27 protein-coding genes are annotated in these 22,591 nt (G+C 59.3%); 12 read left to right on the top strand and 15 right to left on the bottom strand.

Features of this window, described 5'->3' with window-relative positions:
- The first annotated feature begins 113 nt into the window (after positions 1 to 113).
- Positions 114 to 818: a class I SAM-dependent methyltransferase gene (locus ACK6D9_RS14095; protein ID WP_412048991.1), complete on the top strand. Its 705-nt coding sequence runs from the start codon at positions 114 to 116 to the stop codon at positions 816 to 818.
- 3 nt (positions 819 to 821) lie between these two features.
- Here ACK6D9_RS14095 and yidD read toward each other — a convergent pair whose 3' ends face one another.
- Together yidD and ACK6D9_RS14105 are read right to left on the bottom strand one after the other, a co-directional pair.
- Positions 822 to 1,157, bottom strand: coding sequence for a membrane protein insertion efficiency factor YidD (gene yidD, locus ACK6D9_RS14100; RefSeq protein WP_322988539.1), 336 nt, complete (start codon positions 1,155 to 1,157; stop codon positions 822 to 824).
- The gene (locus tag ACK6D9_RS14105) at positions 1,157 to 1,606 is read right to left on the bottom strand and encodes an iron-sulfur cluster assembly scaffold protein (protein ID WP_412048992.1); all 450 of its coding nucleotides are present in this window, start codon (positions 1,604 to 1,606) and stop codon (positions 1,157 to 1,159) included. The genes yidD and ACK6D9_RS14105 overlap by 1 nt, the downstream gene beginning before the upstream one ends.
- Before the next feature lie 285 nt (positions 1,607 to 1,891).
- On the opposite strand from ACK6D9_RS14105, the gene folE reads away from it, so the two are divergent.
- From folE to ACK6D9_RS14120, 3 genes are all read left to right on the top strand, one after another.
- Complete coding sequence (folE, locus tag ACK6D9_RS14110) at positions 1,892 to 2,506, top strand: GTP cyclohydrolase I FolE (RefSeq protein WP_322988537.1); 615 nt, start codon at positions 1,892 to 1,894, stop codon at positions 2,504 to 2,506.
- Between the two features lie 16 nt (positions 2,507 to 2,522).
- Positions 2,523 to 2,972 (top strand): phosphoribosyl-AMP cyclohydrolase, encoded by a 450-nt coding sequence (gene hisI, locus ACK6D9_RS14115; RefSeq protein WP_412048993.1) that lies wholly within the window; start codon positions 2,523 to 2,525, stop codon positions 2,970 to 2,972.
- 108 nt (positions 2,973 to 3,080) lie between these two features.
- Positions 3,081 to 4,058, top strand: coding sequence for a patatin-like phospholipase family protein (locus tag ACK6D9_RS14120; RefSeq protein WP_322988535.1), 978 nt, complete (start codon positions 3,081 to 3,083; stop codon positions 4,056 to 4,058).
- Between the two features lie 63 nt (positions 4,059 to 4,121).
- Here the strand turns inward: ACK6D9_RS14120 and ACK6D9_RS14125 are convergent, their stop codons facing one another.
- Positions 4,122 to 4,550 carry a CBS domain-containing protein gene (locus ACK6D9_RS14125; protein WP_322988534.1) on the bottom strand — a complete coding sequence of 143 codons (429 nt, stop codon included), beginning with the start codon at positions 4,548 to 4,550 and terminating at the stop codon, positions 4,122 to 4,124.
- 196 nt (positions 4,551 to 4,746) lie between these two features.
- On the bottom strand, positions 4,747 to 5,802 hold the full coding sequence (locus ACK6D9_RS14130; RefSeq protein WP_412048994.1) for a rhomboid family intramembrane serine protease: 1,056 nt from the start codon (positions 5,800 to 5,802) through the stop codon (positions 4,747 to 4,749).
- Positions 5,803 to 5,819: 17 nt separating this feature from the next.
- Between ACK6D9_RS14130 and ACK6D9_RS14135 the strand changes: the two genes are divergently transcribed.
- The 3 genes from ACK6D9_RS14135 to ACK6D9_RS14145 all read left to right on the top strand — a co-directional run bounded on the left by ACK6D9_RS14135 (position 5,820) and on the right by ACK6D9_RS14145 (position 8,115).
- Positions 5,820 to 6,449 (top strand): PAS domain-containing protein, encoded by a 630-nt coding sequence (locus ACK6D9_RS14135; RefSeq protein WP_412048995.1) that lies wholly within the window; start codon positions 5,820 to 5,822, stop codon positions 6,447 to 6,449.
- 79 nt (positions 6,450 to 6,528) lie between these two features.
- Entirely contained in the window at positions 6,529 to 7,140 is a 612-nt protein-coding gene (locus ACK6D9_RS14140; protein WP_322988531.1) for a PilZ domain-containing protein, read from the top strand.
- Positions 7,141 to 7,503: 363 nt separating this feature from the next.
- Entirely contained in the window at positions 7,504 to 8,115 is a 612-nt protein-coding gene (locus ACK6D9_RS14145) for a transglutaminase-like cysteine peptidase (RefSeq protein ID WP_412048996.1), read from the top strand.
- Positions 8,116 to 8,397: 282 nt separating this feature from the next.
- Here ACK6D9_RS14145 and ACK6D9_RS14150 read toward each other — a convergent pair whose 3' ends face one another.
- Together ACK6D9_RS14150 and ACK6D9_RS14155 are read right to left on the bottom strand one after the other, a co-directional pair.
- Positions 8,398 to 8,925: a gamma carbonic anhydrase family protein gene (locus ACK6D9_RS14150; RefSeq protein ID WP_412048997.1), complete on the bottom strand. Its 528-nt coding sequence runs from the start codon at positions 8,923 to 8,925 to the stop codon at positions 8,398 to 8,400.
- An 81-nt stretch (positions 8,926 to 9,006) separates the two neighbouring features.
- Positions 9,007 to 9,342: a DUF6949 family protein gene (locus ACK6D9_RS14155; protein ID WP_322988529.1), complete on the bottom strand. Its 336-nt coding sequence runs from the start codon at positions 9,340 to 9,342 to the stop codon at positions 9,007 to 9,009.
- A gap of 109 nt (positions 9,343 to 9,451) precedes the next feature.
- On the opposite strand from ACK6D9_RS14155, the gene ACK6D9_RS14160 reads away from it, so the two are divergent.
- Complete coding sequence (locus tag ACK6D9_RS14160; RefSeq protein ID WP_412048998.1) at positions 9,452 to 10,186, top strand: hypothetical protein; 735 nt, start codon at positions 9,452 to 9,454, stop codon at positions 10,184 to 10,186.
- Between the two features lie 220 nt (positions 10,187 to 10,406).
- Here ACK6D9_RS14160 and ACK6D9_RS14165 read toward each other — a convergent pair whose 3' ends face one another.
- Together ACK6D9_RS14165 and cysE are read right to left on the bottom strand one after the other, a co-directional pair.
- Positions 10,407 to 10,616 carry a DUF3126 family protein gene (locus ACK6D9_RS14165; RefSeq protein ID WP_267652638.1) on the bottom strand — a complete coding sequence of 70 codons (210 nt, stop codon included), beginning with the start codon at positions 10,614 to 10,616 and terminating at the stop codon, positions 10,407 to 10,409.
- A 207-nt stretch (positions 10,617 to 10,823) separates the two neighbouring features.
- Positions 10,824 to 11,648: a serine O-acetyltransferase gene (gene cysE, locus ACK6D9_RS14170; RefSeq protein WP_412048999.1), complete on the bottom strand. Its 825-nt coding sequence runs from the start codon at positions 11,646 to 11,648 to the stop codon at positions 10,824 to 10,826.
- A 73-nt stretch (positions 11,649 to 11,721) separates the two neighbouring features.
- On the opposite strand from cysE, the gene ACK6D9_RS14175 reads away from it, so the two are divergent.
- Positions 11,722 to 12,528: an enoyl-CoA hydratase-related protein gene (locus ACK6D9_RS14175; RefSeq protein ID WP_322988526.1), complete on the top strand. Its 807-nt coding sequence runs from the start codon at positions 11,722 to 11,724 to the stop codon at positions 12,526 to 12,528.
- Positions 12,529 to 12,545: 17 nt separating this feature from the next.
- Here ACK6D9_RS14175 and ACK6D9_RS14180 read toward each other — a convergent pair whose 3' ends face one another.
- Positions 12,546 to 13,427, bottom strand: coding sequence for an alpha/beta fold hydrolase (locus ACK6D9_RS14180; protein ID WP_412049000.1), 882 nt, complete (start codon positions 13,425 to 13,427; stop codon positions 12,546 to 12,548).
- Between the two features lie 8 nt (positions 13,428 to 13,435).
- Positions 13,436 to 14,227 carry an alpha/beta fold hydrolase gene (locus ACK6D9_RS14185; protein WP_412049001.1) on the bottom strand — a complete coding sequence of 264 codons (792 nt, stop codon included), beginning with the start codon at positions 14,225 to 14,227 and terminating at the stop codon, positions 13,436 to 13,438.
- 219 nt (positions 14,228 to 14,446) lie between these two features.
- On the opposite strand from ACK6D9_RS14185, the gene ACK6D9_RS14190 reads away from it, so the two are divergent.
- Positions 14,447 to 14,692, top strand: coding sequence for a zinc-finger domain-containing protein (locus tag ACK6D9_RS14190; RefSeq protein ID WP_322988523.1), 246 nt, complete (start codon positions 14,447 to 14,449; stop codon positions 14,690 to 14,692).
- Between the two features lie 132 nt (positions 14,693 to 14,824).
- Positions 14,825 to 15,985 (top strand): FAD-dependent monooxygenase, encoded by a 1,161-nt coding sequence (locus ACK6D9_RS14195; RefSeq protein WP_412049002.1) that lies wholly within the window; start codon positions 14,825 to 14,827, stop codon positions 15,983 to 15,985.
- Here ACK6D9_RS14195 and ACK6D9_RS14200 read toward each other — a convergent pair.
- The 5 genes from ACK6D9_RS14200 to ACK6D9_RS14220 form a co-directional block, all read right to left on the bottom strand.
- Positions 15,964 to 16,707, bottom strand: a complete 744-nt coding sequence (locus tag ACK6D9_RS14200; RefSeq protein WP_412049003.1) for a TIGR02117 family protein — start codon at positions 16,705 to 16,707, stop codon at positions 15,964 to 15,966. The two genes, ACK6D9_RS14195 and ACK6D9_RS14200, sit on opposite strands and share 22 nt — an antisense overlap.
- Before the next feature lie 29 nt (positions 16,708 to 16,736).
- Positions 16,737 to 17,537, bottom strand: coding sequence for an amino acid ABC transporter ATP-binding protein (locus ACK6D9_RS14205; RefSeq protein WP_412049004.1), 801 nt, complete (start codon positions 17,535 to 17,537; stop codon positions 16,737 to 16,739).
- Positions 17,538 to 17,553: 16 nt separating this feature from the next.
- Complete coding sequence (locus tag ACK6D9_RS14210) at positions 17,554 to 18,687, bottom strand: amino acid ABC transporter permease (protein ID WP_412049005.1); 1,134 nt, start codon at positions 18,685 to 18,687, stop codon at positions 17,554 to 17,556.
- 3 nt (positions 18,688 to 18,690) lie between these two features.
- Positions 18,691 to 19,899, bottom strand: a complete 1,209-nt coding sequence (locus ACK6D9_RS14215; RefSeq protein WP_412049006.1) for an amino acid ABC transporter permease — start codon at positions 19,897 to 19,899, stop codon at positions 18,691 to 18,693.
- A 152-nt stretch (positions 19,900 to 20,051) separates the two neighbouring features.
- Positions 20,052 to 21,074: an amino acid ABC transporter substrate-binding protein gene (locus ACK6D9_RS14220; protein WP_322989839.1), complete on the bottom strand. Its 1,023-nt coding sequence runs from the start codon at positions 21,072 to 21,074 to the stop codon at positions 20,052 to 20,054.
- A 288-nt stretch (positions 21,075 to 21,362) separates the two neighbouring features.
- On the opposite strand from ACK6D9_RS14220, the gene ACK6D9_RS14225 reads away from it, so the two are divergent.
- Positions 21,363 to 22,550 carry a cystathionine beta-lyase gene (locus tag ACK6D9_RS14225; RefSeq protein WP_412049007.1) on the top strand — a complete coding sequence of 396 codons (1,188 nt, stop codon included), beginning with the start codon at positions 21,363 to 21,365 and terminating at the stop codon, positions 22,548 to 22,550.
- Positions 22,551 to 22,591 lie beyond the last annotated feature (41 nt).

Raw genomic sequence — 22,591 nt, forward strand, 5'->3', positions numbered from 1 at the left:
CGCACCAACAGCCGCAAGAGGGTTGCCGCAAACACGATGAATCTCGTAGACAGATAGCTTGAGCCCAAAGCTCTGAAAGGTATGCTTTCGGGTGTTCAAATATGGAGCCCTCAATGAACGGGACCAGCGCCGCCAAGTTCGACCCCACCCGTGCAAACGAATTCGCCCGTCAAAGCCGCATTGGCCTGGCCGGCTATGAGGCTTGCCACGAACTTGCCGCCTGCATGCTGTCGGCAGCTCTCGGCCAAGCCAGCACCGCCACCGTCCTGGTGGCTGGCGCAGGCGGCACCGGCAACGAGATCATCAATGCAGGCCGGCTCGAACCCGGCTGGCGTTTCGTCGCCGTCGATCCCTCCCCGCCGATGCTCGAACTGGCCAAGTCGCAAATCGAGACGGCGGGCCTTGCTGGCCGCACCGAATTTGTGCCCGGCCTATTGGCTGACCTCGAACACGAACGCCAATTCGACGCTGCAACACTGATCGGCGTACTGCATCATCTGCCTGGCGACGTTGCCAAGCGCGGGATGCTCTCCGATTTGGCCATCAGGCTGAAGCCCGGCGCACCGTTGATTCTTGCGGCCAATCACCACGCTTACGATTCCGATCCGTTGATGATGGCTGCTTGGGGTAACCGTTGGCGCATGAATGGCGCAACCCCAGTGGAAGTCAGGAACAAGCTTGGTACCATCCTCAACGGCGCCGATCCCTTGCCGTCTGAAGAGGCCGTTTTCACGTTGATGACCGAAACCGGGTTCGGGGCGCCAAAACGCTTCTTTTCCAGCCTTTTCTGGGGTGCCTGGATATGTTTCCGAAACTGAGCCTCAACAATGATCTCGGCCTCCGATACGCCTCAACCGCCACGGAGCCCACCAAACCAGCCGCGTATCAAGCGTTTCAGGCACATTGTCGATGCCGTGGGTGCCGCCCGGACCGCAACGTCCGACCCGGAAAAAGGCAAGCCAGCCGCCCTTCCACAGCCCGTGGCGGGCAATCGCTTCATAGGCATATTCGGAACAGGTCGGCAGATGCCGGCACGAATTGCCGATGAAGCCGGACAGGGTGAGCTGATAGAGCCGGACTAGCCCCACACCCAAAAGCCGTCCCGGTGTTTTCCGCCACGGCCCGCGCCAGTTCCGGCCGGCTGCGACATTTGCCATCAAGCCGCGTCTTCAGCCGAACGCCGGGCGTCGATCTGATTGAGGCAATCAACTACCGCATCGAATGTCAGCATGGTCGAAGCGTGCCGCGCCCTGTAATCGCGGACCGGCTCGAGAAATTTCAGGTCTGCGAACCGGCCTTCCGGCGCCGGGCCGTTTTCCTTGAGCATGTTGCGCATGGCTTCGCTTACAGCGCGCAGTTCAGCCGCACTGGCGCCAATGATATTGCGCGCCATGATCGACGATGACGCCTGGCCCAAGGCACAGGCCTTGACGTCATGGGCGAAATCGGAGACCAGATCGCCGTCCATTTTCAGCCAGACCTTGACCTTCGATCCGCACAATTTCGAATGCGCCGAGGCTTCTGCATCGGCATTTTCGAGAGTACCGATGCGCGGAATGTTGCCGGCCAGATCCAGTATACGTGTATTGTAGACGTCGTCGATCATCAGCCTCGACCTTTGCTTTCTTGATCCCGCTCAAGGGGATGTGACAAGAGTTGACGGCGCCCATCTCGACGCCGGGCTTTTCCTTATTATATAGTGAGTGTCAGGCAATCCGCAAAACCTGTTTGCAGATTGCCGAGGGAAACCGTGCCGGACGGCTTGAAAAAGCCTGAAAGCCCCGGAACCCGCTGGATGCTATGGAGCAAATCCATCCTGGTGTCTGTGTGCGTGGTCCGATTTAACGCGAGCAAACCTAGAGGGAAAGACTCCCCTACGGAGACCACGATCATGGATGCCATTGTGAAAAACTTTCCGGCCGGCGACGGCGATAATCGACCGACCCAGGCTGAAGCCGAAGAGGCTGTGCGGACGCTGTTGCGCTGGGCAGGCGACGACATTAACCGCGAAGGCCTTATCGACACGCCCAAACGGGTGGCCAATGCCTACAAGGAACTCTTTTCCGGATACGATCTGGATCCTGAGGAAGCGCTGGGCCGCACCTTCGAGGAAGTCGCCGGCTATGACGACATCGTCCTGGTCAAGGATATTCCGTTTTTCTCCCATTGCGAACACCATATGGTGCCGATCATCGGCAAGGCGCATGTCGCCTACCTGCCCAATGGCAAGGTGCTTGGTCTGTCGAAGATCGCCCGCGTTGTGGAGATTTTCGGCCGTCGGCTGCAAACCCAGGAAACCATGACCGCGCAGGTCGCGGGCGCCATCGATGATGCCTTGCATCCACGTGGTGTGGCGGTGATGATCGAAGCCGAGCACATGTGCATGTCCATGCGCGGCGTTCAGAAACAGGGCTCGACAACCATTACCACCGCCTTTAAGGGCGCATTCAAGACGGACCCGCATGAGCAGGTCCGCTTCATGACACTGATACGGGGTCGCGGCTGACCCCAAGAGGGGAACCATGGCCAATCTTTTTGAGACACCCGCCAAAGACAAGGCCGCGCTCGAAGAGGGCGCGGTGCTTTCGCCGCGATTTGACGGTAACGGTCTGGTCACCGCCGTCGTCACCGACAGCCGCGACAACGAAATTCTGATGCTTGCGCACATGAATGACGAGGCGTTGCGGCTGACGATCGAAACCGGCATTGCCCACTACTGGAGCCGATCGCGCAACAGCCTTTGGAAAAAGGGTGAGACCTCGGGCAATTTGCAGATGGTCGATGAAATCCGGGTTGATTGCGATCAGGACGCGGTTCTGCTTAAGGTTCGTGTCAGCGGCGCCGAAGCAACCTGCCATACCGGTCGCCGTTCCTGCTTTTATCGCAAGGTCGTCACCAATGGCGGGCAAACGCGGCTTGAAATCGACGCCGCGCCGCGGTTTGACCCGACCACGGTCTATACAGATCATTAGCCACATGTGTCCCGGTTTGGTGCATAATTGTCTTTCTTCATGAATTTGAAACCGAATACTGGTCTCATTCGTTAAACGGGAGAGTGTTCGGTCGGAAGGATGACGAGGATGCTGAACTGGAACATGAGCCGAACCATTGAGCCTTCCCTGGTGGCCCCAGCCGGGCCAGTCCCTACGTCCCCGACACTAATCGATGATATGCACCAGAAAATTCCGCAGAAACCCCGCATCGCCTTGGCACTTGGTGGCGGAGCTGCGCGCGGTTGGGCGCATATTGGCGTGCTGCGCGCCCTTGATGAAGCCGGAGTAGAGGTCTCGATGATTGCCGGCACGTCAATTGGCGCGCTGGTTGGTGGCTGCTACCTGGCCGGCCGGCTCGATGAGCTGGAGGCTTTTGCACGTAGCCTGACCATGCGGCGCATTGCCGGCCTGCTGGATTTTGCCATTGGCGGCGGCGGCCTTTTTGGCGGCATGCGCCTCAATGACCGGATGCAGGAGCATCTCGTCGGCGTCAACATCGAGGATCTGGACCGAACCTTTGTCGCGGTCGCTGCCGAACTTAACACCGGCCATGAAGTCTGGATTTCGTCGGGATCGCTGATCACCGGCATTCGCGCATCTTATGCGCTGCCGGGCATTTTCGAGCCGGTGCGCTGCGGCAACCGCACGCTTCTCGACGGTGCGCTGGTCAATCCTGTGCCGGTCTCTGTCTGCCGCGCCCACGAACAGCCGCTCGTCGTTGCGGTCAACCTGCATTACGATCTTTATGGACGCTCGGCGGTGATCAAGCACACGGCCAGCCCGCCGCCAGTACCGCAAAGCCGCGCGGAAAACCGCAAGAAGGCCCGCGAAGACCGTCTTGGCGTCACCAACGTCATGGTTCAGGCCTTCAACATCATTCAAGACCGTATTTCCCGGGCGCGGCTTGCCGGTGATCCGCCGGATCTCTCACTCCATCCGAAACTGTCAGATATCGGCCTGTCGGAATTCCACCGCGCCAGCGAAGCCATCGACCGCGGCTATCAGGAAGCATCTGCCAAGCTCGCTGAAATCACCCGCATGCAGACAGCCTTGTCACCAATCTGACAGCCGGGCTCAACCCGGCTATCAAGCAGATCATCTGATGGAGTTGCTATCGGGCAGCTGCTGTCAACCGGCAATATAGGCCTTGATTTCCTCAGCTTCGCGCTCGACGTCCTCGATGCGCCGCCGCACCACGTCACCAATCGAAATGATGCCGACCAGCTTGCCGTCTTCTTCCACCGGCAAATGCCGGAACCGGCCATTGGTCATCAATTCCATCACCTGATTGATCGAGTGGCTTTCACCGCAAGTCGTCACCTTGGAGGTCATGATTTGGGAAATCGGCGAATTCAGCGAATCGGCGCCTTTGGTGGCAACCGCACGCACGATGTCGCGTTCGGAGAGAATGCCGGCGACCTTGCCGCCCGAACCGGTGACAATCACGGCACCGATCTTGTTGTCTGACAGGAACTTCACCGCTTCCAGTGTTCCCATCGACGGGCTCACGGTAATGACATTGCGACCCTTTTGGTCGAGTATTTGCTTAACAGTCATGCAGTCCTCCTTCCGCAAGATTGCCGGTCATGCCACCCCCAAAATCTGGGTGACATGCAATCATCATCATCCGCTGGAACACCGGTGTTTGCAACCCTGCGAATTGGCGCAAAAAGGTGTCCTATTCTGGCATAGCGGTAGCGGAAAATTCGCGCGCACAAGCTGCAAATAATTGTAATTATGGCGTAATTTCGTTTCAGGCGTCGGCCACCGGGTCAAAAAGCGCAAACCCGAGAAAGCCAAACAGGAAGCCGCCGACATGGGCTTCCCAGGCAATTGCCGAATCGGCGAGACCAAAGGAGAATCCAACCGCCGCCAACAGGTTGATACCAAACCACACCACCAGGAATACAGCCACCGTGCGGTTTCCCAGCGACTGGATGATTGTGCTTCGCGGATTAAGATGCGCCCGATCGCGGCGAAAGCCATGATCGCCGAAGGCAAATCGTGAGGCCGCCCCCATCAGCGCCGACACCACACCGGATGCGCCGATCATGATAGTCTGATCGCCCCAGTGAAACGCAAGGAACAAGGCCGCCGATGCCACCGCGCTCAACAGCCAGAAAACCAGGAAGCGAACCCAGCCGATCCGGCGCGCAACAACGGTTCCGAAGGCAGCAAGCCAGAATCCGTTCAGCGCAAGGTGAGTGTACCCCCCATGCAGCAGTGAATAGGTGATCGGAGACCAGTAATAGGCGCCGCCCTGCCCGGCAGCATCCGCCGCATAGCGCGCCGGAATGAAGGCCGTCTGCAGAACCAGTTCAAGCATGGCCGCGCGCGGCAGCAAGCTATCGAGCCCCACCTGGATTGCCACCATCACCAGCAGCATCGCCAAAACCACGTTCGGCATGTTGAAAACCGGCTGCCGTGTCGGCGGCGGCGGCGGTATTCTCATCTCGGGGGCTGAATTCGTCATCAAGGCATATCCTCGTTGGCGCATGCTCACGCTGTGCGATGAGTAGAGCCGGCACCTGACACTGGCAACCGTCCGCAGGGCAAAAAAAAAGCCGCTCGCAATGTGCGAACGGCTTGGTCGAGCCCCCTCGTCCAAAATTGTGCTGAAGGACATTCCCTTCGTGAAGCTGTGACCTAACGTGCCACGACGACCCGCCAACCGCAATCGAAAGACCTTGTTAACCTTAACGGGGCCGCGTTGGCATGGTTCTCGCTTCGTAAACATCAGCACCCGGCTGGCAGGCCAAACTGTTCCGAAATGACGCAGCAGATGGCAACCAGCAGGCACACCGAACATGCATGGTGGGTATCGACATGAGACACAAGAACAGCCTCGAACTCTTCGATTACTGGACAGCCAAACGCGCCGGCCGCGCAGCACCCAGCCGAACCGACATAGAACCCGCCGATATTCGCAACCTGCTCCCCCACGTCTTCATTTGTGATCTTACAGGCAAGGAGAGCCTGTCTTTCCGTCTCGCCGGCACCGCGGTCTGTACCCTCTATGGCAAAGAATTGAAGGCAACCCCCTTTGCCGCACTCTGGCTTCCCGACGGTATCCGCAACGCCGGGCGTACCGGTGCCGCCGTCGCCACCGGGACCACACCCGCGGTTTTGTCACTGGATGGCCTGAGCCAGGGCGGGCGCGTGCTGCACGCTGAAATGCTGCTGCTGCCGATTACCGGCCCCACTGGCGAGCACGACCGGCTGATCGGCCTGATGTCGATCTTCGAACCACCCTACTGGATCGGGCACGATTCGCTTGCAGGCCTTTCCACCACCGGGATCCGTTTCCTCGATCAAACCCGCGAACCGTTGTTTTTGGGCAATCGGCCGGAGATCAAGCTCGACACCGCACAGGGCACGGGATTCCGCGCCGCACACGCGCAAAATCAGCGGCGGGTCGCACATCTGGTGGTGCTGGATGGCGGTCGCCGCGATTGAACTGCGTTGTGCTTACACCTTGTTAATAAGGACCGGCATAGGATGTGGAGGAATTTACATCGGAAGCGACAATATCAGCATGTTGAACGTTACACCTGCACCGCACCCAACCGGAATGACCGACCCCGACGAGCGGCAGTACAATAGCGTCACCATATCGGTCCAAGGGCGGTTCATGCGCGCCGATCATTCGGAGCATGATTGTATCGTCGACACCATGTCCCCCTTCGATGCGGTAATTTCCTGCAGTACAAAGCCGGAAATCGGTGAACGTATTGTCGCCTATCTTGATTATCTCGGACGGATCGAGGGCAAGGTTTCGGCAACCGGGCACCGCACCTTCACAATTATCCTCAACGCCACCGATCGCAAGCGCGACAAGCTTTCCGCGCAGCTGACATGGCTCGCCAACAAACACGAACTCAGCCTTCCCGAAGACCGCCGTCACGAGCGCGTGGCTCCCAGCCAATCGTCTGCGGAGATCAGGCTTGACGACGGCCGCCGCTACCCTTGCCGCATCATCGATCTTTCCGTCTCGGGCGCAGCAGTGGAAATCGACGTCCGCCCGGCCTTCGGTACCATGGTCGTTCTCGGCAACATGCGCGGCCGCGTGGTGCGTCATTTCCAGGAGGGCATTGCGATGGAATTCACCACCATTCAGCCCGAGGAAATCATCAATCAGTTGTCCTGAAGCTTTTCATCCAGTCTGAAATGACCAAGCCGGCTTTTCCCAGCCGGCTTTTTTGTGCCTCCAGCCTTGTGGCATGGCGATCCGTTCCGACATCACCCCCCTGCTTGATCTACTTCACTTGCAAAAGCGGCCCGCCTGATCAGGTTGGGCCTCGCCCGGGGGACCTTGCTTGTCGTTGTTGCCGGCCACAATTATGGTTTCGCAAACGTAACTACAACGCCTGCACTTTTAGGCGTATTTTATACTTGTTTTAAGCTCATTTTATGCGCATTCGAGTTTAATTAGTGCTTGTTTTTACTGTATATTTTTGGTCGATAGCAAGTCGTAACTGACATTGTCTCCCTGTAACGGGGAGTTATAGCAGTGAACAAACATATTCATGTTCTGGGGAACATTGTCGCGGCCATTGGTCTGGCAGTCACTTTTTCAACCACCGCCGTCGCGGCGCCTGCCAATCTTGTAGCGGCCGGCGACACCAATCCGCCAATCGGGCATTTCGAGTTCTGCAAGCGCTATCCAAACGATTGCAAGTCGCTCGGCAACGATCCAGGTCCGCTTACCCTGACCCGTGAGCGCTGGGCGCAAATGCTTGAGGTCAACACACGTGTCAACCAGGCTATCGAGCCCGATACGGATCTCAACATCAACGGCGTCGAGGAACTGTGGTCCTACCCGCGGACCGTTGGTGACTGCGAGGATTATGCGCTGCTCAAGCGGCTTATCCTGATCAAGCAAGGCTTTTCGCCATCCGACCTGCTGATTACCGTCGTGCTGCAGCCCAGCGGCGAAGGCCACGCAGTGCTAACCGTGCGAACCGATTACGGTGACTACATTCTCGACAATCTGCGCGGTGACGTGCGGCTATGGTCGGAAAGCGGCTACACCTTCGTCAAGCGTCAGTCGCCGGTTCATGCCGGGCGCTGGACCAAGCTCGGACCCGGCTCAGCAACTAGCGTCGGTACTGTCAAATACTGATCTGGTGATCCGGATGAAACGGCGCGGGGCCGACCGGACAATCACCACACTGCCAATCGCTCGAGGGTGCCCCTGAGCGGTTGGCGAGACCACCTGCCGAAAGCCAATCCCTGGCTCACGCGATGCAAGGTGCTTCATTTCGAAAATCCGGAAGCGGTCGATGTGCATCGATAACACACACGCTGCTCCACCAGATGGGCCTTGGTCGAGTCCCCATGCTTCCCCGCAAACGACCAAGCCCTTGAGCCGACCCCATAGTCCCCCGGGGTCGGCTCTCTTTTTTCAGTCGATGCGTTTGAGGCCGTCGGCGAATCGCCGGGCGTTTTCGACATAGTGGCTTGCGGACAGTTTGAGCATTTTCTCAGCCTCCCCATCCAGCGTCCTAACAACACGGGCTGGCGCACCTACAACAAGCGAATTGTCGGGGATCTCCTTGCCTTCGGTCACCAGCGCGCCGGCGCCGATCAGGCAGTTCTTGCCAATCCTGGCGCCGTTGAGAACGGTTGCACCCATGCCGACCAGACTGTTGTCACCAATCGTGCAGCCATGCAGGATCGCCGAGTGGCCGATGGTGCAGCCTACGCCGATCTGCAGCGGAAACCCAATATCGGTGTGCAACACGCAGTTTTCCTGGATGTTTGACCCGGCGCCCACTGTTATCGGTTCATTGTCACCGCGCAGCACCGCGCCAAACCAGATCCCGGCACCCTCGCCCAGGATCACGTCACCAATCACTTGGGCATTCTCCGCTATGAAGTAAAACCCTTCCGGCAAGGCCGGCTGTTTACCATCGAGACTGTAAATCGCCATTGTTTTACCCCGTAAGCGCATTTCGATGTCTTTGCCCGACCGCCCCTCGAGCCAGCCCGCGGCAAAGACTAAGTCTCGTGTTTAGGCCAGAAAATAGCCGCTCGCAAACGCCGCCTGTAGCACGACGACGCCCGAGCACATCGACCAACCAATGGCGATCAGGGCCAACACCGCATAAAGCGGCAGCGAAACAGTACCGGTACGCCAGTTACGAAACCCGTTGATCAGCAATAGCCAGGGGCCAACCACGGCCGCCAGGGTCATTTCCGCGCCGATCCGCACCGGACCGGCCGGGTCACTGGCATTGACCGGTTCGCGCCACCCACACAACAGCGCAAGCTCAAGTCCGATCCACGAGACGGCAAATCCGGTCGCCATGGCAAACAGTGCGGTGAGGATGTCGAAAATGTACATCATTGATTAACCATATCCGGGTCACAGTTGCGATTATATCCAACAGAAGCAAGCGCCGTGCCGCACTGCGGCGTTCCATTCCGACACATGTTCACCAATCCATGGGCGGCCGATGTCCGACACCTATCAAGCCATTGAACACGCTCCGTTGCTGTCACCGAAATTTGTCTGGAAGGTTACGGCCATCATCGGCCTCTTATGCGCCGTCACGCTTGCCATCGCCATCACCGGCAGAATGGTCGGCGGCACCATCGCCCTTGCCGGCAACACCACGGATCAAAGCCTGCGCGAGATCGTCATCGGCAACGACGTGCTCATCTTGCCGGCAAATGTGATCCGCTTTGAAAGCCAGCGAGTGTCCGGCGTACAGAACGTAGTCGACACCTATTTCGCATGGCCAGGCATGGCCGGATACACCGAAGCCAACCGCGCCATTTTCAACCAGACCGATTCGGCCGCAAGCCTGATATTTGCACGCATTACACAGGCCACCATGTCACGCGACATGTCCGGCCGGCTGAACCCAATATACCAACGCCTGACTGACGGCCATCGCGTGGCGGGGCCAAGCGGGCTTGATTCGATGCGGCTCAGATCCGGCGCCGGCTATGCCAACGAACTGCTGTATGTTGAACATGCCGTTACGGACAATCCCTACGCCGTTCGCTGCCTGGTCGAGGATGCACAGACCCAACCTGATTTCAGCACTCGGACCGGCTGCCAGCGCGACATTTCGCTCGGGGAAGGGTTGTCGGTGACCTATCGCTTCGCCATTGAGTTGCTGCCGCATTGGCGCGAAATCGAACGCGATGTCCGCGCCCGCTTCGAGGCCGCGCTGGCCCACTGATTTGCATCGCGCGGGTTCTGGAACAAACCAAACCACATCAAGATCTTAATTTAGGGAAGAAACGGGTAGCCGGCGCAAATCCCGTTCGCGCACGGCATCGGTCGGCTCTTGACCCAAGACCGGGCCAAGAATGTCCTCCGAGATAATGCCCTGCCGGATACAGTTCCGTAAGACACGTCAACCTGTGCGTTCGAACAGGTGTGTCCGAGCGCGGCAGGAATCAGTCTTCGAGGTCCACATCGAGGATTGCCATCGAGAAATTATAGGAAAGATCGCCGTCCTCGTCGTCACGGAACACGATGCCGAGGAACTCGTCGCCAAGATACACTTCCGCCGAATCGTCCTTGCGCGGCCGTGCCTTGATCACCATTTTCTCGTTGAAAAGACGTTTGAAATAGGCGTTCAGCTTGACGATTTCATCGGGTTTCACAGTGCTCTCCTGGGCAAATGGCTTCGTCGCGCTTTTGGCACGGACGGCTGGCTAAATCAAACCCGTGACGCGGATTTTGCATGGCAATTCAGGTTATGCGGCGTCCGGCATCAGATCCGCAGACAGACAAACTCCGCAAGGCCGCAATCCCGCGCACGCGTGCGTCGTACTCACGATACGGCCAGGACGGCACCGACAATTCCAATGTCAGGTGGTGTCGCGCAACATCTGGTTCATCGAACGTGAAGGTTCGTCACAGCCGGCGGTGCCGACTATCCGCGCAGGAACCCCCGCAGCGGTCGAATTGGACGGTACCGCCTGAAGCACCACCGAACCGGCGGCGATTCGGCTGCAGCGACCGATTTCAATGTTGCCCAGCACCTTGGCGCCGGCGCCGAGCATCACGCAATCATGAATTTTGGGATGGCGGTCGCCGGATTCCTTGCCCGATCCACCGAGCGTTACCCCGTGCAGGATCGACACGTTGTCGCCGATAACGGCGGTGCGACCGACAACCAGCCCGGTCGCATGGTCGAGAAAGATTCCCTTGCCCATTACGGCCGCGGGGTGGATATCGGTCTGGAACACTTCAGACGACCGGCTCTGCAGATACAATGCGAGATCTGTCCGGCCCTGGCCCCAGAGCCAGTGCGCCAGACGATGGGTCTGAATGGCGTGAAACCCCTTGAAATAGAGCACCGGTTCGATGAACCGGTCGCAGGCGGGATCGCGGTCGTACACTGCCTGAATGTCGACCCGCAGCACCGCGCCCCACTGCTTCCAGTCCGCCGACATCTCCAGAAATGTCTGGCGCAACAGATTGGCCTGCAGGTCGGGGTGATCAAGCCGTTCACAGACGCGGTGGATCACCGCTTCCTCAAGCGAAGGCTGGTTCAGGATGGTCGAATACAGGAAAGCCGCCAACAGCGGGTCCTGGGCAACCGAGCGCTCGGCCTCCATGCGGATCGAGTCCCAGATCGGATCGATCGTCTTGACGGTATCCTCCGTCCGCACGCCTGTATTCACTGCCATTGCCATCTCCGGGCTTGATTGCTTTCACCCTGAAGATAAGCCACAACGCAAAAAAAACAAATGGGTGGAGCCGATGGCCGCACAAACTTCCTTTGCCGACGGCACAATCACCGCCGCTGTCACCGATTCCCGCATTGGCCGCGTGACCATCAATCGGCCTGAAAAGCGCAACGCGCTGACCGACGCAATGTGGCGTGCCCTGCCCGCTGCAATTGCCTGGTTAACCCGTGACAACCTGGCCCGGGTCATCATTCTCGACGGCGCAGGCGGACGTGATTTTTCCGCTGGCGCCGACATTGGCGAGTTTGACACGCTGCGCAAGGATGCAGAAACGGCTCGTATTTATGAGGCCGGAAATTCAGACGCATTCAGGGCAGTCCGCACCTGCCCGGTTCCGGTAATCGCTTCGGTGCGCGGTATCTGCTTTGGCGGCGGCTTCGGCCTGGCAGCGGCCGCCGACATCCGCATCGCCGACGAAACCGCCCGCTTTGCAATTCCCGCCGCCCGCCTTGGTCTGGCTTACCCGCTTGACGCGGTTCAGGACCTTGTTCGCGCGCTCGGCGATCAGGCCGCGCGTTACGCGCTCTATTCGACCCGCGAGTTCTCGGCCAGCGAGGCCAAGGCGCTTGGTTGCCTGATGGCACTCCATCGTCCGGATGATCTCGATGCCGAGGTCAATGCGCTCGCAGAAGCGATCGCCGTAGCTGCGCCGATGTCAGTGCGGGCGTCCAAGGCTGCCATAAACGCCCATTCCAGCCACGATGAGGCAGCCTTTGCCAGCGCATCGAGCCTTGCGGATGCCACTTTCGAGAGCGAGGATTACGCTGAGGGGTGCCGCGCATTTACGCAGAAACGGCGCCCGGATTTTTCTGGTCGGTAATCGCAGGGGTTAACCAGTCAGCTCCGCCCTTCGAGCTTGTCGAGAAACCCCAGTACAGCGTCGTTGAAAGCATCATTGCGGTCGCCCGCGACCATGTGCCCGGCGCCTGTCACATCAACGAAATCGGCATGCGGCACCATCTCCCTGAACGCCGAAACCGCTTCCTCGGTCACCAGTTCCGATTGCTGGCCACGCACCAGCAGCACCGGAATGGCAAGTTGCCGCGAGGCATCAACGAGCCGCTGCTGAACCGTCTCGCGGTCGGTATTGATGGAGCGCGGGCCATCGATGAAGGCCGGGTCCCAGTGCCAGCGGTAGCGACCATCCGCGCCCTGGCGCAGGTTTTTGGCCAATCCTTCGAGCGAGCGCGGTTTCGGCCGGTTCGGCAGATAGGCGGCAATCGCGGCGGCGGCCTGTTCCAGTGTCGCAAATCCCTCGTGCATGCGCTCGGCCATGAACCCCTGGACGCGGCTGACTCCATCGGCGTCCATGTGCGGTGTGATATCGACCAGCACCAGACCGGCAAGCAGGTCGGGTCCCCCCAGATACGCCGCCATCAGGCCCGATATGCCACCCAGCGAGGCCCCCACCAGTACCGGTGGTTTGCCGCAACGCTCGGCGACTTCAAGGCATATGGCGACGGCGTCGGTCGCATAATCGTCAAACGCATAGGCCTTGCTTTCCAGCCAGTCGCTGGCGCCGTGTCCGCGCTGGTCAACAGTAAAGGCAGTATGGCCGGCATCGGCCATCCGCCGCGCCGCGCCACCCCAGGCATGCCGGGTCTGGCCGCCACCATGCAGCAGCACCACCGGGTTGCCGTGAACGTCACCGCGCGGCGCATGCCGATCGGCGATCAATCGATTGTCCGACGATCCGGTAAATTCCGTCAGGGTTTTCATGTCTTGCATCAAAATTCACCGCCATCGACCTGGGCAAGGAAATCAAGTACTCCGGCCTTGAAAACCTTGTCACCAACCGCCAGCATGTGGTCACGGTTGGGAATATCGAGCGCCCGGGCTCGCCGCATCATTTGCGCCAGTTCCTGCGCGGAACCCGCGATATCGTCACGGGTGCCGATGCCGATCAGCGCCGGAAAATCGGCTCTGCCAAGCTCGTCTGGGTCAACCAGGGTCCGCGACGTGCGGATGCAGGCTGCAAGCGCCAGCCGGTCACTCTTGGTCTGGTCGGCAAAGGCACGGAACATCCGCCCCCGTTCGTCGATCACATCGTCAATCGAGTCCGCCAGCAATGCGTCGGCAATTGGGTCCCAGTCGCCGACCCCGTCGACCATACCCATGCCCAGCCCGCCGAACACCACCGAGCGAACCAGTTCGGGGCGGGAAAGCGCCAGGAAGGCGGTAATCCGGGCCCCCATCGAATATCCCATCACATGCGCAGGCGCGATATCGAGATCCTCGATCAACCCGGCCGCATCCGCCGCCATCGTTTCCGGGTGATAGGCTTCCGGATCATGCGGCTTGTCCGACTGGCCATGACCACGGTTATCGAGGGCGATCACCCGGTAGCCGGCGCCAACCAGGGTCTTGAACCAGCCCGGAGACACCCAGTTGACATGCGCAGTCGAGGCAAAGCCATGGATCAGCAACACCGGTATCCCCTCAGGGTTTCCTGCCTCGTAAAAGGCAAGTTCGATATCACCGGAGGTAAAGCGGTTGGCCTGCAATCGGTCGAGATTCATGTGCGGCTCCTTTTGCCTTCTCCCTATCGCAATCGACCCGCCTTGCAAATGTTACAACCGGCAGATTTACCGTTGCAGCCCCACACCGGGCGTTTGTCGTGATGGCAGATCTGGTGCCGTTTTTGCTCGCATATAGACATGACCAAATACCGGCTACACATTTGCCGATGCAGCGTATATGGTCCGCCCAAATTCGAGTTTGCCGCGACGGAGATATGCATGGCCGACCACCACATTCCGCATTTTCAGAATGATGCCGGGCACACCGCGATTGAGATTGGCGTCAAGGAGTTCTTGTGCGTGGGTGCCAATCCGCCGTTTGATCACCCGCATGTATTCCTGGACATGGGCGCAGACGACGAGAAGGTCTGTCCCTACTGCTCCACCCTCTACAAGTTCAACCCCACGCTTGACGCCGCTGACACGGTGCCTGCGGGATGCGCTTGGGAATACAAGGCCGCCTGAACCTTACGCAGTGCCGCACCGCCTGCAAAGGCAGCGCGCCGACGATGATGAAACTTGATATCCGCACATAATCCCTTTTTGATTGGCCAAGATTTGTCGGGAAATGCGCCGGGGCCGATCCAGGAGGGCGCGATGGCGGCCCAGAACATTCAAATCATCGGCGCCGGCATTGCTGGCCTGACAGCCGCCCTTTCCTTCGCCCGCAACGGCCATGACGTCGAGATCGTCGATTCAGCGCCCGAACTCAGCGAGGTCGGCGCTGGCCTGCAGATTTCCCCAAACGCCAGTCGTATCCTTACCGCGCTCGGCCTCGGGTCAGCCCTCGAAGCAGCGATGAGCCGACCGGCACAAATCACGCTCGCATCGGGCCGATCACTGCGCACCATCACCGCCGTCCCCTGCGGCGAATTCGCCGCCCGGCGCTGGGGCGCGCCTTATGGCGTCCTGCATCGGGGCGATCTTCAGGGGCTACTGCTAAACGCGGTGACGGCCGAGCCGCGCTGCACTTTAAGGCTTGGACACCGAATCGAGACGGCCGACATCGTCAAGATGCAAAGCCAGGGGCCGCTCATCGTCGGCGCCGACGGTGTCTGGTCACAGACCCGCCGGATGGTCACAGGCGCCGTCCCTCCGCAATTTTCCGGCCAGGTCGCCTGGCGTTTCATCGTTCCTGCGGACGTAGTCTCCGGCGTGCTCGATGCCAAAAATGTCACCGCCTTTCTGGGCGCCCGCACTCACCTTGTTGCCTATCCGCTGGCCCACGGCAAAAGTATCAACATGGTGGCCATCACCAAGGGCAAGGATCCGGGCCAGACCTGGTCCGAACGCGAGATCCCGGCCGATCGCACGGCCTTGCTGGCGGCATTTTCCGGCTGGCATCCGGCGCTGATGTCGATCCTGCGTGCAGCGCCTGAAATGACCTGGTGGCCGCTGTTCGAGATGGCTGACGGCCATTGGTGCAACGGCACGGATTTGGTGCTGATCGGCGATGCCGCCCACGCCATGACACCGTTTGCCGCACAGGGCGCAGCCATGGCGATTGAAGACGGTTACGAGTTGGCGCAAGCCGTTACCTGTGCCTCCAGCGGAATCGGCCCGGCGCTTGCGAGCTTCGAGAACCGCCGCCGCATCCGTATCGCCAAGGCGCGCAGCCGCGCCGCCTTCAACCAGTTCGCCTATCATGCCCGCGGTCCGGTGCGGCTCGGGCGTGACCTGGTGCTGGCGCTCAAAAGTCCCGAAAGCCTGGCCAGCGATCTCGACTGGCTCTACGGCTACCGCGCGACCGGGCTGTAGGAAAAGCGGTCCGCCGGATTGTGCAGACGTAGGCTGGCAGCAAGCAGGCTGGGCACCGGCGTCCACCAGCCCGTTTGCAGCCCCGCCTCTCGCAGCATTCGCGCGGTCCAGAGATTGCAGCCAATAGCAGCATTGAACCAGCCTTCCGCCTCATAAAACAAATCGTAGTCGCCGTACGCGACGCCTGCGACCACCATGGGTCCGGCGGCCTTGATCCCGGTAAAATCGGCAAGCACCGCGTCCACAAGGCGCTCATAGGCTGGACCGTCAAGGTTGATCGCCATCACCGTTGGATGCGCCCGATCGATAGCGCCTGCCAGTCCGACATGCATCACCGCCCGGTCAATCGTCAGTGCTCTGAACAGCGGTCCCGGCTTGAGATCAGACCAGGTCGGGGTCTCGATATAGAAGCTGCGTCCGCCCCAGCCGGCAATGATGTAGGAGACACCGGGTTGCGACGGATCGAGCCCATCGGCAGTCAAGAAACCGAAACGCTTCGCCAGGTCAGGGCTGAGGGGCAGCGCCAGATCCGTGTGGATCGGCGATGAAACCAGGAAAGCCGCCTGCCCAACGCCCGCCGGCCCCGGCAGTGCTGCGTCGGCGGGATCGGCCACGACGCCAATCCGCTCAGCGAAAAATGGCCTCGGAAGCAAGGTTCCGAGGCCAATTGTCAGGAGCATCAGCAGACACAATCGCGCCAGATAGCCGCCCGCCTTCAACAAGGGGCGAACCTCGCTGCCCGCCTCCCCGCTCAGTGCAGGATCTGGCTCAAGAACAGCTTGGTGCGCTCGTGCTGCGGATTGTCAAAGAACTCGTCGGGCGCGTTCTGCTCGACAATCTGGCCTTGGTCCATGAAGATCACCCGGTTGGCAACCTGGCGCGCAAAGCCCATTTCATGGGTTACGCACAGCATGGTCATGCCTTCCTCGGCGAGACCCACCATGGTGTCGAGCACTTCCTTGATCATTTCCGGGTCAAGCGCCGAAGTCGGCTCGTCAAACAGCATGATCCGCGGGTTCATGCACAGCGAGCGGGCAATTGCCACGCGCTGTTGCTGACCGCCGGAAAGCTGACCCGGATACTTGTTCGCCTGCTCGGGAATTTTCACCCGCTCCAGGAATTGCATCGCAATTTCCTCGGCCTTCTTCTTGGGCATCTTGCGAACCCAGATCGGCGCCAGCGTGCAGTTCTCCAGGATGGTCAGGTGCGGAAACAGGTTGAAGTGCTGGAACACCATGCCCACCTCGCGCCGAACCTCATCGATCTTCTTGAGATCATTGGTAAGTTCGATGCCGTCGACGATGATCTTGCCCTTCTGGTGTTCTTCCAGACGGTTGATGCACCGGATCATGGTCGACTTGCCCGACCCCGAAGGACCGGCAATGACAATCCGTTCACCGCGCATCACCTTGAGGTTGATGTCGCGAAGCACGTGAAAGTCGCCGTACCATTTGTTCATGCCGATAATTTCGATGGCGACGTCGGTATCCGACACGGTCATTTTCGACCGATTTTCGCCTTGTGAAACCGCTGCTGCGTTGTTGTCAGCCATGGTTGTTATTCCCCTGTTATCGTTTGTGGCCGGTGTCCAGACGCCGCTCCATATAGGCGGAGTAGCGGGACATGCTGAAGCAGAAGATGAAGAACACCAGCGCCGCGAAGACAAAACCTGTTGCCGGCGTCGCGGGTGATATCCAGTTCGGATCGCTCATGTTCTGCTGGACGATGCCGAGCAGGTCGAACAAGCCGATGATGAGAACCAGACTGGTATCCTTGAACAGCCCGATGAAGGTGTTGACAATGCCCGGAATGACCAGCTTCAGCGCCTGCGGCAGGATCACCAGCCGCACGCCCTGCCAAAATGTCAGTGCCATCGCATTGGCGGCCTCATACTGGCCCTTTGGAATTGCCTGCAATCCACCGCGGATCACCTCAGCCATATAGGCCGACGAGAACAATGCCACCCCGATCAGCGCCCGCAACAATTTGTCGAAAGACACACCCTCGGGCAAAAACAGCGGCAACATCACCGACGACATGAACAGCACCGTGATCAACGGCACTCCACGCCAGAACTCGATGAAGATGACGCAGAACATCCTGACGATCGGCATCTCCGAACGTCGTCCCAGCGCCAGCAGTATCCCCAGCGGAAATGACACGACAATGCCGACAATGGCCACCACCAGCGTCACCAGAAGCCCACCCCACAGCGGAGTGTCCACTGTCTCGAGGCCAAACTGACCGGTCAGCAGGATGAAGGCCAGGATCGGGAAGACGATCAGCAGGTAAAGCGCGTTCTCACGCTTGTAGGGAACCGACGGAATGGCGATCGGCACCAGTCCGGCAATCAACAACAAGCCGGTGAGGTTGACACGCCAGCGTTCGTCGAGCGGATAGCGGCCATAAATGAACTGGCCGAATTTCGCTTCCACGAAGGCCCAGCAGGCGCCGACTTCCGGCCCGAGGCAATCCTCACGGCTTTCGCCCACCCAAACTGCATTGATGAAAGCCCAGTTGATGATCGGCGGTACCAGCCACAGCAGTACCAGGAAGGTAAGGATCGTCAGGATCGTATCCCGCGGCGTGGCGAACAGGTTTTCCTTGGCCCAGCCCACCGGCCCGCCGACAAGATTGGGCGGCGCCATTGTCGGGCTTTCCACCGTGCGAACGTAAGCGATTGATTTTGTGTTGTTATCCATTGCTCAGCGCTCCACCAAGGCAACTCTGGAGTTAAACCAGTTCATGAATGCCGATGTTAACAGTGACAGCCCAAGATAGACCAGCATGGTGATCGAAATCACTTCCACCGCCTGCCCGGTCTGATTGAGCACCGTACCCCCGAAAATCGACACCAGATCAGGGTAACCGATAGCAACGGCCAGCGACGAATTCTTGATCAGGTTGAGATACTGGCTGGTAAGCGGCGGAATGATGACCCGCATCGCCTGCGGCACAATCACCAACCGGCTGGTCAGGTTCGGCCGAATCCCCAGCGCGAACGCTGCCTCGGTCTGGCCGCGCGAAACCGCGAGAATGCCGGCTCTGACGATCTCGGCAATAAACGAGGCGGTGTAGAGCGAAAGCCCCAGCAACAATGCCATGAACTCGGGCTGGATTACCCAGCCGCCGACCATGTTGAATCCCTGCAGGCTGGCATATTCCACCGACACCGGCATTCCGGTGACCAGGTACGCGATCAGCGGAAGCCCGATAATCATGCTCAACCCGGTCAGGAAAACCGGAAACTGCTGACCGGTCTCCATCTGCCGTTTCTTGGCCCAGCGGCCGATGACAAACCACAACACCAGCGCCACCACAATGGCGTAAAGAATCAGCATTGAGCCGCTTTCAGGCACCAACCGTGGCAAATAGAGTCCGCGATTGTTGATGCTGAACGCCACTTCCACGCCGGTTTCGCGGGCCGCTTCGCGTGGCGACGGCAGGATCGACAGAACCGCCTTGTACCAGAACAGCAATTGCAAAAGCAGCGGAATGTTGCGCAGCGTCTCAACATAGACGGTCGCAAATTTACGAACCAGGTAGTTGTGCGACAATCGCGCCAGACCAACAGTAAAGCCGATCATCGATGCAAAGAAGATCCCGATCGCCCCCACCACCAGGGTGTTTAACAGGCCGACCAGGAACGCACGAAAATAGGTATCGTCATTGGTGTATGGAATGATCGACTGACCGATATCGAAACCGGCCCTTTCGCCAAAAAAACCGAACCCCGAAGCAATTCCCGCTCGGGCCAGGTTATCGATTGCGTTGCTTACGCCGCTCCAGATCACTGCGGCGACGGCTACGATCAACAATATCTGGAATACAAGGCCGCGTGCCTTGGGATCATTCATCAATGATACGCGGCCGGAATCATCAGCATCTGCGGAGACGCCTGTTTGATGAGCCATGTCTGTCCCCAACTTCTTAATTGTCCGAGCCTTGTGACCCGGATCATTTGTATACCTGCCGTCGTTGCGTCAGGCTTTTATTAGGCCACCTTCCCGAAGGCCAGGTAAAGTAGGCCCCGAATCCGGGGCCCACTTCAAATCAGGTCCAAACCTTAGCGCACCGGCGGTGCGTACTGGAAGCCACCCTTCGACCACAGCGCATTCACGCCGCGAGCGATGCCGAGCGGAGTCGAAGCGCCAACATTGCGTTCGAACACTTCGCCGTAGTTACCCACCAGCTTGACGACATTGTAGGCCCAATCATTGCTTACGCCGATTGCCTCGCCAAATGCGCCTTCCTTGCCGAGCAAACGCATGACGTTCGGGTCGGTGGAGTTCAGCATTTCATCGACATTGGCCTGGGTGATGCCCATTTCCTCAGCATTGAGCATGGCGAAATGGACCCACTTGACGATCGAGAACCACTGGTCGTCGCCCTGACGAACCACGGGGCCAAGCGGCTCCTTGGAGATCACTTCGGGCAGAACCATGTGCTCATCCGGCGCCGACAGGCCGAGGCGGATCGAATACAGACCCGACTGGTCGGTGGTGTACACATCGCAACGGTTGGCGTCGTAAGCCGCGTTCACTTCTTCAAGCTTCTCGAACACGACCGGATTATAGGTCATGTCGTTGGCCTTGAAATAGTCGGTCAGGTTCAACTCGGTGGTGGTACCGGTCTGCACGCACACCGAAGCGCCCGACAGCTGCAGCGCGGAATTCACGCCAAGCGACTTGCGTACCATGAAGCCCTGGCCATCGTAATAGTTCACGCCAGCGAAGTTGAGACCCAACTGGGTGTCGCGGCTCATGGTCCAGGTGGTGTTACGCGAAAGCACGTCGATTTCACCTGACTGCAGCGCGGTAAACCGTTCCTTGGCCGACAGCGGGCTGAACTTCACAGCGTTCGCATCACCAAAAACGGCAGCAGCGACGCCACGGCAAAGGTCCACGTCAATCCCGGACCAGTCACCGGCATCATTGGGAGCTGAGAATCCGGCCAGACCGGTGGACACGCCGCACTGGACGAATCCCTTCGCCTTGACGTCGTCCAGCGTTGCGGCGGATGCTGCGGCGGCTCCCATACCGGCAACGGCGGCAGCGCCAACGACTGCCGATAAAATCTTATTGTTCATTTGATACAACCTTTTTTCTGTTGCCCTGTTTTGGGTGCAACAAAGACGGGTACACCGTTGTTTCCGGCGTGCCCATCCCTCCTGTCGCACGCGACCATACCACGCTGAAATGCTGCGACGGTCAAGCCTCCTAGGCTCGAAAATTGCCGGAACCGGGGAATAACGAGTTCTGTTGGTTCATTACAACCCGGAAGGTGCACAGTGTTCTTGTCGTCGCATCAGCCTCGCGATAAGTCTTGCCCACAGGAATCAGTGCAATTGGCCAAACGCAGCGGAATGGACGAAGCAATGAACAAGCATGAAAAGACACCGAGCAAAGGAATAAACACCCGTTTGGCGCATTCCGGTCACGATCCGCAGAGTTATCACGGCTTCGTCAACCCTCCGGTCGTGCATGCCTCGACTGTGTTGTTTGCAGATGCAGCCACGATGGAATCACGCAAGAGCAAATACACCTATGGAACCCACGGCACGCCCACTACCGATGCGCTGGCAGCAGCGATCGACGAACTTGAAGGGTCAGCCGGCACCATCATTCTTCCCTCCGGACTGGCCGCAGTCAGCGTGCCTTTCCTGGCAGTGCTGAGCGCTGGCGATCATGTGCTCGTGGTTGATTCTGTCTATGGGCCCACACGCAGATTTTGCGACGACATGCTGTGCCGCTACGGCATCGAGGCGACCTATTACAACCCGATGATTGGCGCCGAGATCGAGCAATTGATTCGCCCGAACACCAAGCTGGTCCACACCGAAGCGCCAGGCTCGAACACATTCGAAATGCAGGATATCCCGGCTATCGCCGAAGTGGCGCATGGCCATGGCGCTCTGGTCTCGATGGACAACACCTGGGCAACGCCGCTTTATTTCAAACCGCTTGATCACGGCGTCGATCTGTCAATTCATGCCGCCACCAAATATCCCGCCGGCCATTCCGATATTTTGCTGGGCACGGTCTCGGCCAACGAAGCAACCTGGCCGGCATTGCACGCCGCCAATTCGATGCTCGGCATGTGCGGCTCACCCGATGACAGCTACATGACCCTTCGCGGCCTGCGCACCATGGGCGTACGCCTTGAACGCCACCAGCAGTCGGCCCTGCAGATCGCCCGTGCGCTGGAAGGCCGGCCCGGAGTCGCCAAGGTGCTGCATCCGGCGCTCGAAAGCTTTCCCGGCCACGATCTGTGGAAACGCGACTTTTGTGGATCAAGCGGCATCTTCTCGATCGTCCTCGATGTCGCCGATGCCGAGCGCCACCGCGCCAAGGCACACGCGTTTCTCGATGCGCTCACCATTTTCGGCCTCGGTTATTCGTGGGGTGGGTATGAAAGCTTGTGCGTACACGCCAATCTTTCTGACCGCACCGTGGCCCTGCCCCCGAAGGAAGGGCCCGTCATCCGGCTGCAGATCGGTCTCGAGGACAGCGAGGATCTGCTGATCGACATCGAAAACGCGCTTGCCGCAGCCAACGCCGCCTGAAACCGCTGCAGTTTATGGGGCCGCTTTGGGGGCCTGCCTGA

The sequence above is a fragment of the Hoeflea sp. Naph1 genome (genome assembly GCF_046837775.1).
Lineage (GTDB): Bacteria > Pseudomonadota > Alphaproteobacteria > Rhizobiales > Rhizobiaceae > Hoeflea.

Coding starts and splice junctions, on each gene's coding strand:
- ACK6D9_RS14195 (WP_412049002.1), top strand. CDS start 14,825: ATGGCGGCCCAGAACATTCAAATCATCGGCGCCGGCATTGCTGGCCTG.
- ACK6D9_RS14190 (WP_322988523.1), top strand. CDS start 14,447: ATGGCCGACCACCACATTCCGCATTTTCAGAATGATGCCGGGCACACC.
- ACK6D9_RS14155 (WP_322988529.1), bottom strand. CDS start 9,342: ATGATGTACATTTTCGACATCCTCACCGCACTGTTTGCCATGGCGACC.
- ACK6D9_RS14175 (WP_322988526.1), top strand. CDS start 11,722: ATGGCCGCACAAACTTCCTTTGCCGACGGCACAATCACCGCCGCTGTC.
- ACK6D9_RS14105 (WP_412048992.1), bottom strand. CDS start 1,606: ATGATCGACGACGTCTACAATACACGTATACTGGATCTGGCCGGCAAC.
- ACK6D9_RS14140 (WP_322988531.1), top strand. CDS start 6,529: ATGTTGAACGTTACACCTGCACCGCACCCAACCGGAATGACCGACCCC.
- ACK6D9_RS14225 (WP_412049007.1), top strand. CDS start 21,363: ATGAACAAGCATGAAAAGACACCGAGCAAAGGAATAAACACCCGTTTG.
- ACK6D9_RS14150 (WP_412048997.1), bottom strand. CDS start 8,925: ATGGCGATTTACAGTCTCGATGGTAAACAGCCGGCCTTGCCGGAAGGG.
- ACK6D9_RS14205 (WP_412049004.1), bottom strand. CDS start 17,537: ATGGCTGACAACAACGCAGCAGCGGTTTCACAAGGCGAAAATCGGTCG.
- ACK6D9_RS14185 (WP_412049001.1), bottom strand. CDS start 14,227: ATGAATCTCGACCGATTGCAGGCCAACCGCTTTACCTCCGGTGATATC.
- ACK6D9_RS14120 (WP_322988535.1), top strand. CDS start 3,081: ATGCTGAACTGGAACATGAGCCGAACCATTGAGCCTTCCCTGGTGGCC.
- ACK6D9_RS14160 (WP_412048998.1), top strand. CDS start 9,452: ATGTCCGACACCTATCAAGCCATTGAACACGCTCCGTTGCTGTCACCG.
- ACK6D9_RS14130 (WP_412048994.1), bottom strand. CDS start 5,802: ATGTTCGGTGTGCCTGCTGGTTGCCATCTGCTGCGTCATTTCGGAACA.
- folE (WP_322988537.1), top strand. CDS start 1,892: ATGGATGCCATTGTGAAAAACTTTCCGGCCGGCGACGGCGATAATCGA.
- ACK6D9_RS14220 (WP_322989839.1), bottom strand. CDS start 21,074: ATGAACAATAAGATTTTATCGGCAGTCGTTGGCGCTGCCGCCGTTGCC.
- ACK6D9_RS14125 (WP_322988534.1), bottom strand. CDS start 4,550: ATGACTGTTAAGCAAATACTCGACCAAAAGGGTCGCAATGTCATTACC.
- ACK6D9_RS14210 (WP_412049005.1), bottom strand. CDS start 18,687: ATGGATAACAACACAAAATCAATCGCTTACGTTCGCACGGTGGAAAGC.
- ACK6D9_RS14095 (WP_412048991.1), top strand. CDS start 114: ATGAACGGGACCAGCGCCGCCAAGTTCGACCCCACCCGTGCAAACGAA.
- yidD (WP_322988539.1), bottom strand. CDS start 1,157: ATGGCAAATGTCGCAGCCGGCCGGAACTGGCGCGGGCCGTGGCGGAAA.
- ACK6D9_RS14215 (WP_412049006.1), bottom strand. CDS start 19,899: ATGGCTCATCAAACAGGCGTCTCCGCAGATGCTGATGATTCCGGCCGC.
- ACK6D9_RS14180 (WP_412049000.1), bottom strand. CDS start 13,427: ATGAAAACCCTGACGGAATTTACCGGATCGTCGGACAATCGATTGATC.
- cysE (WP_412048999.1), bottom strand. CDS start 11,648: ATGGCAGTGAATACAGGCGTGCGGACGGAGGATACCGTCAAGACGATC.
- ACK6D9_RS14135 (WP_412048995.1), top strand. CDS start 5,820: ATGAGACACAAGAACAGCCTCGAACTCTTCGATTACTGGACAGCCAAA.
- hisI (WP_412048993.1), top strand. CDS start 2,523: ATGGCCAATCTTTTTGAGACACCCGCCAAAGACAAGGCCGCGCTCGAA.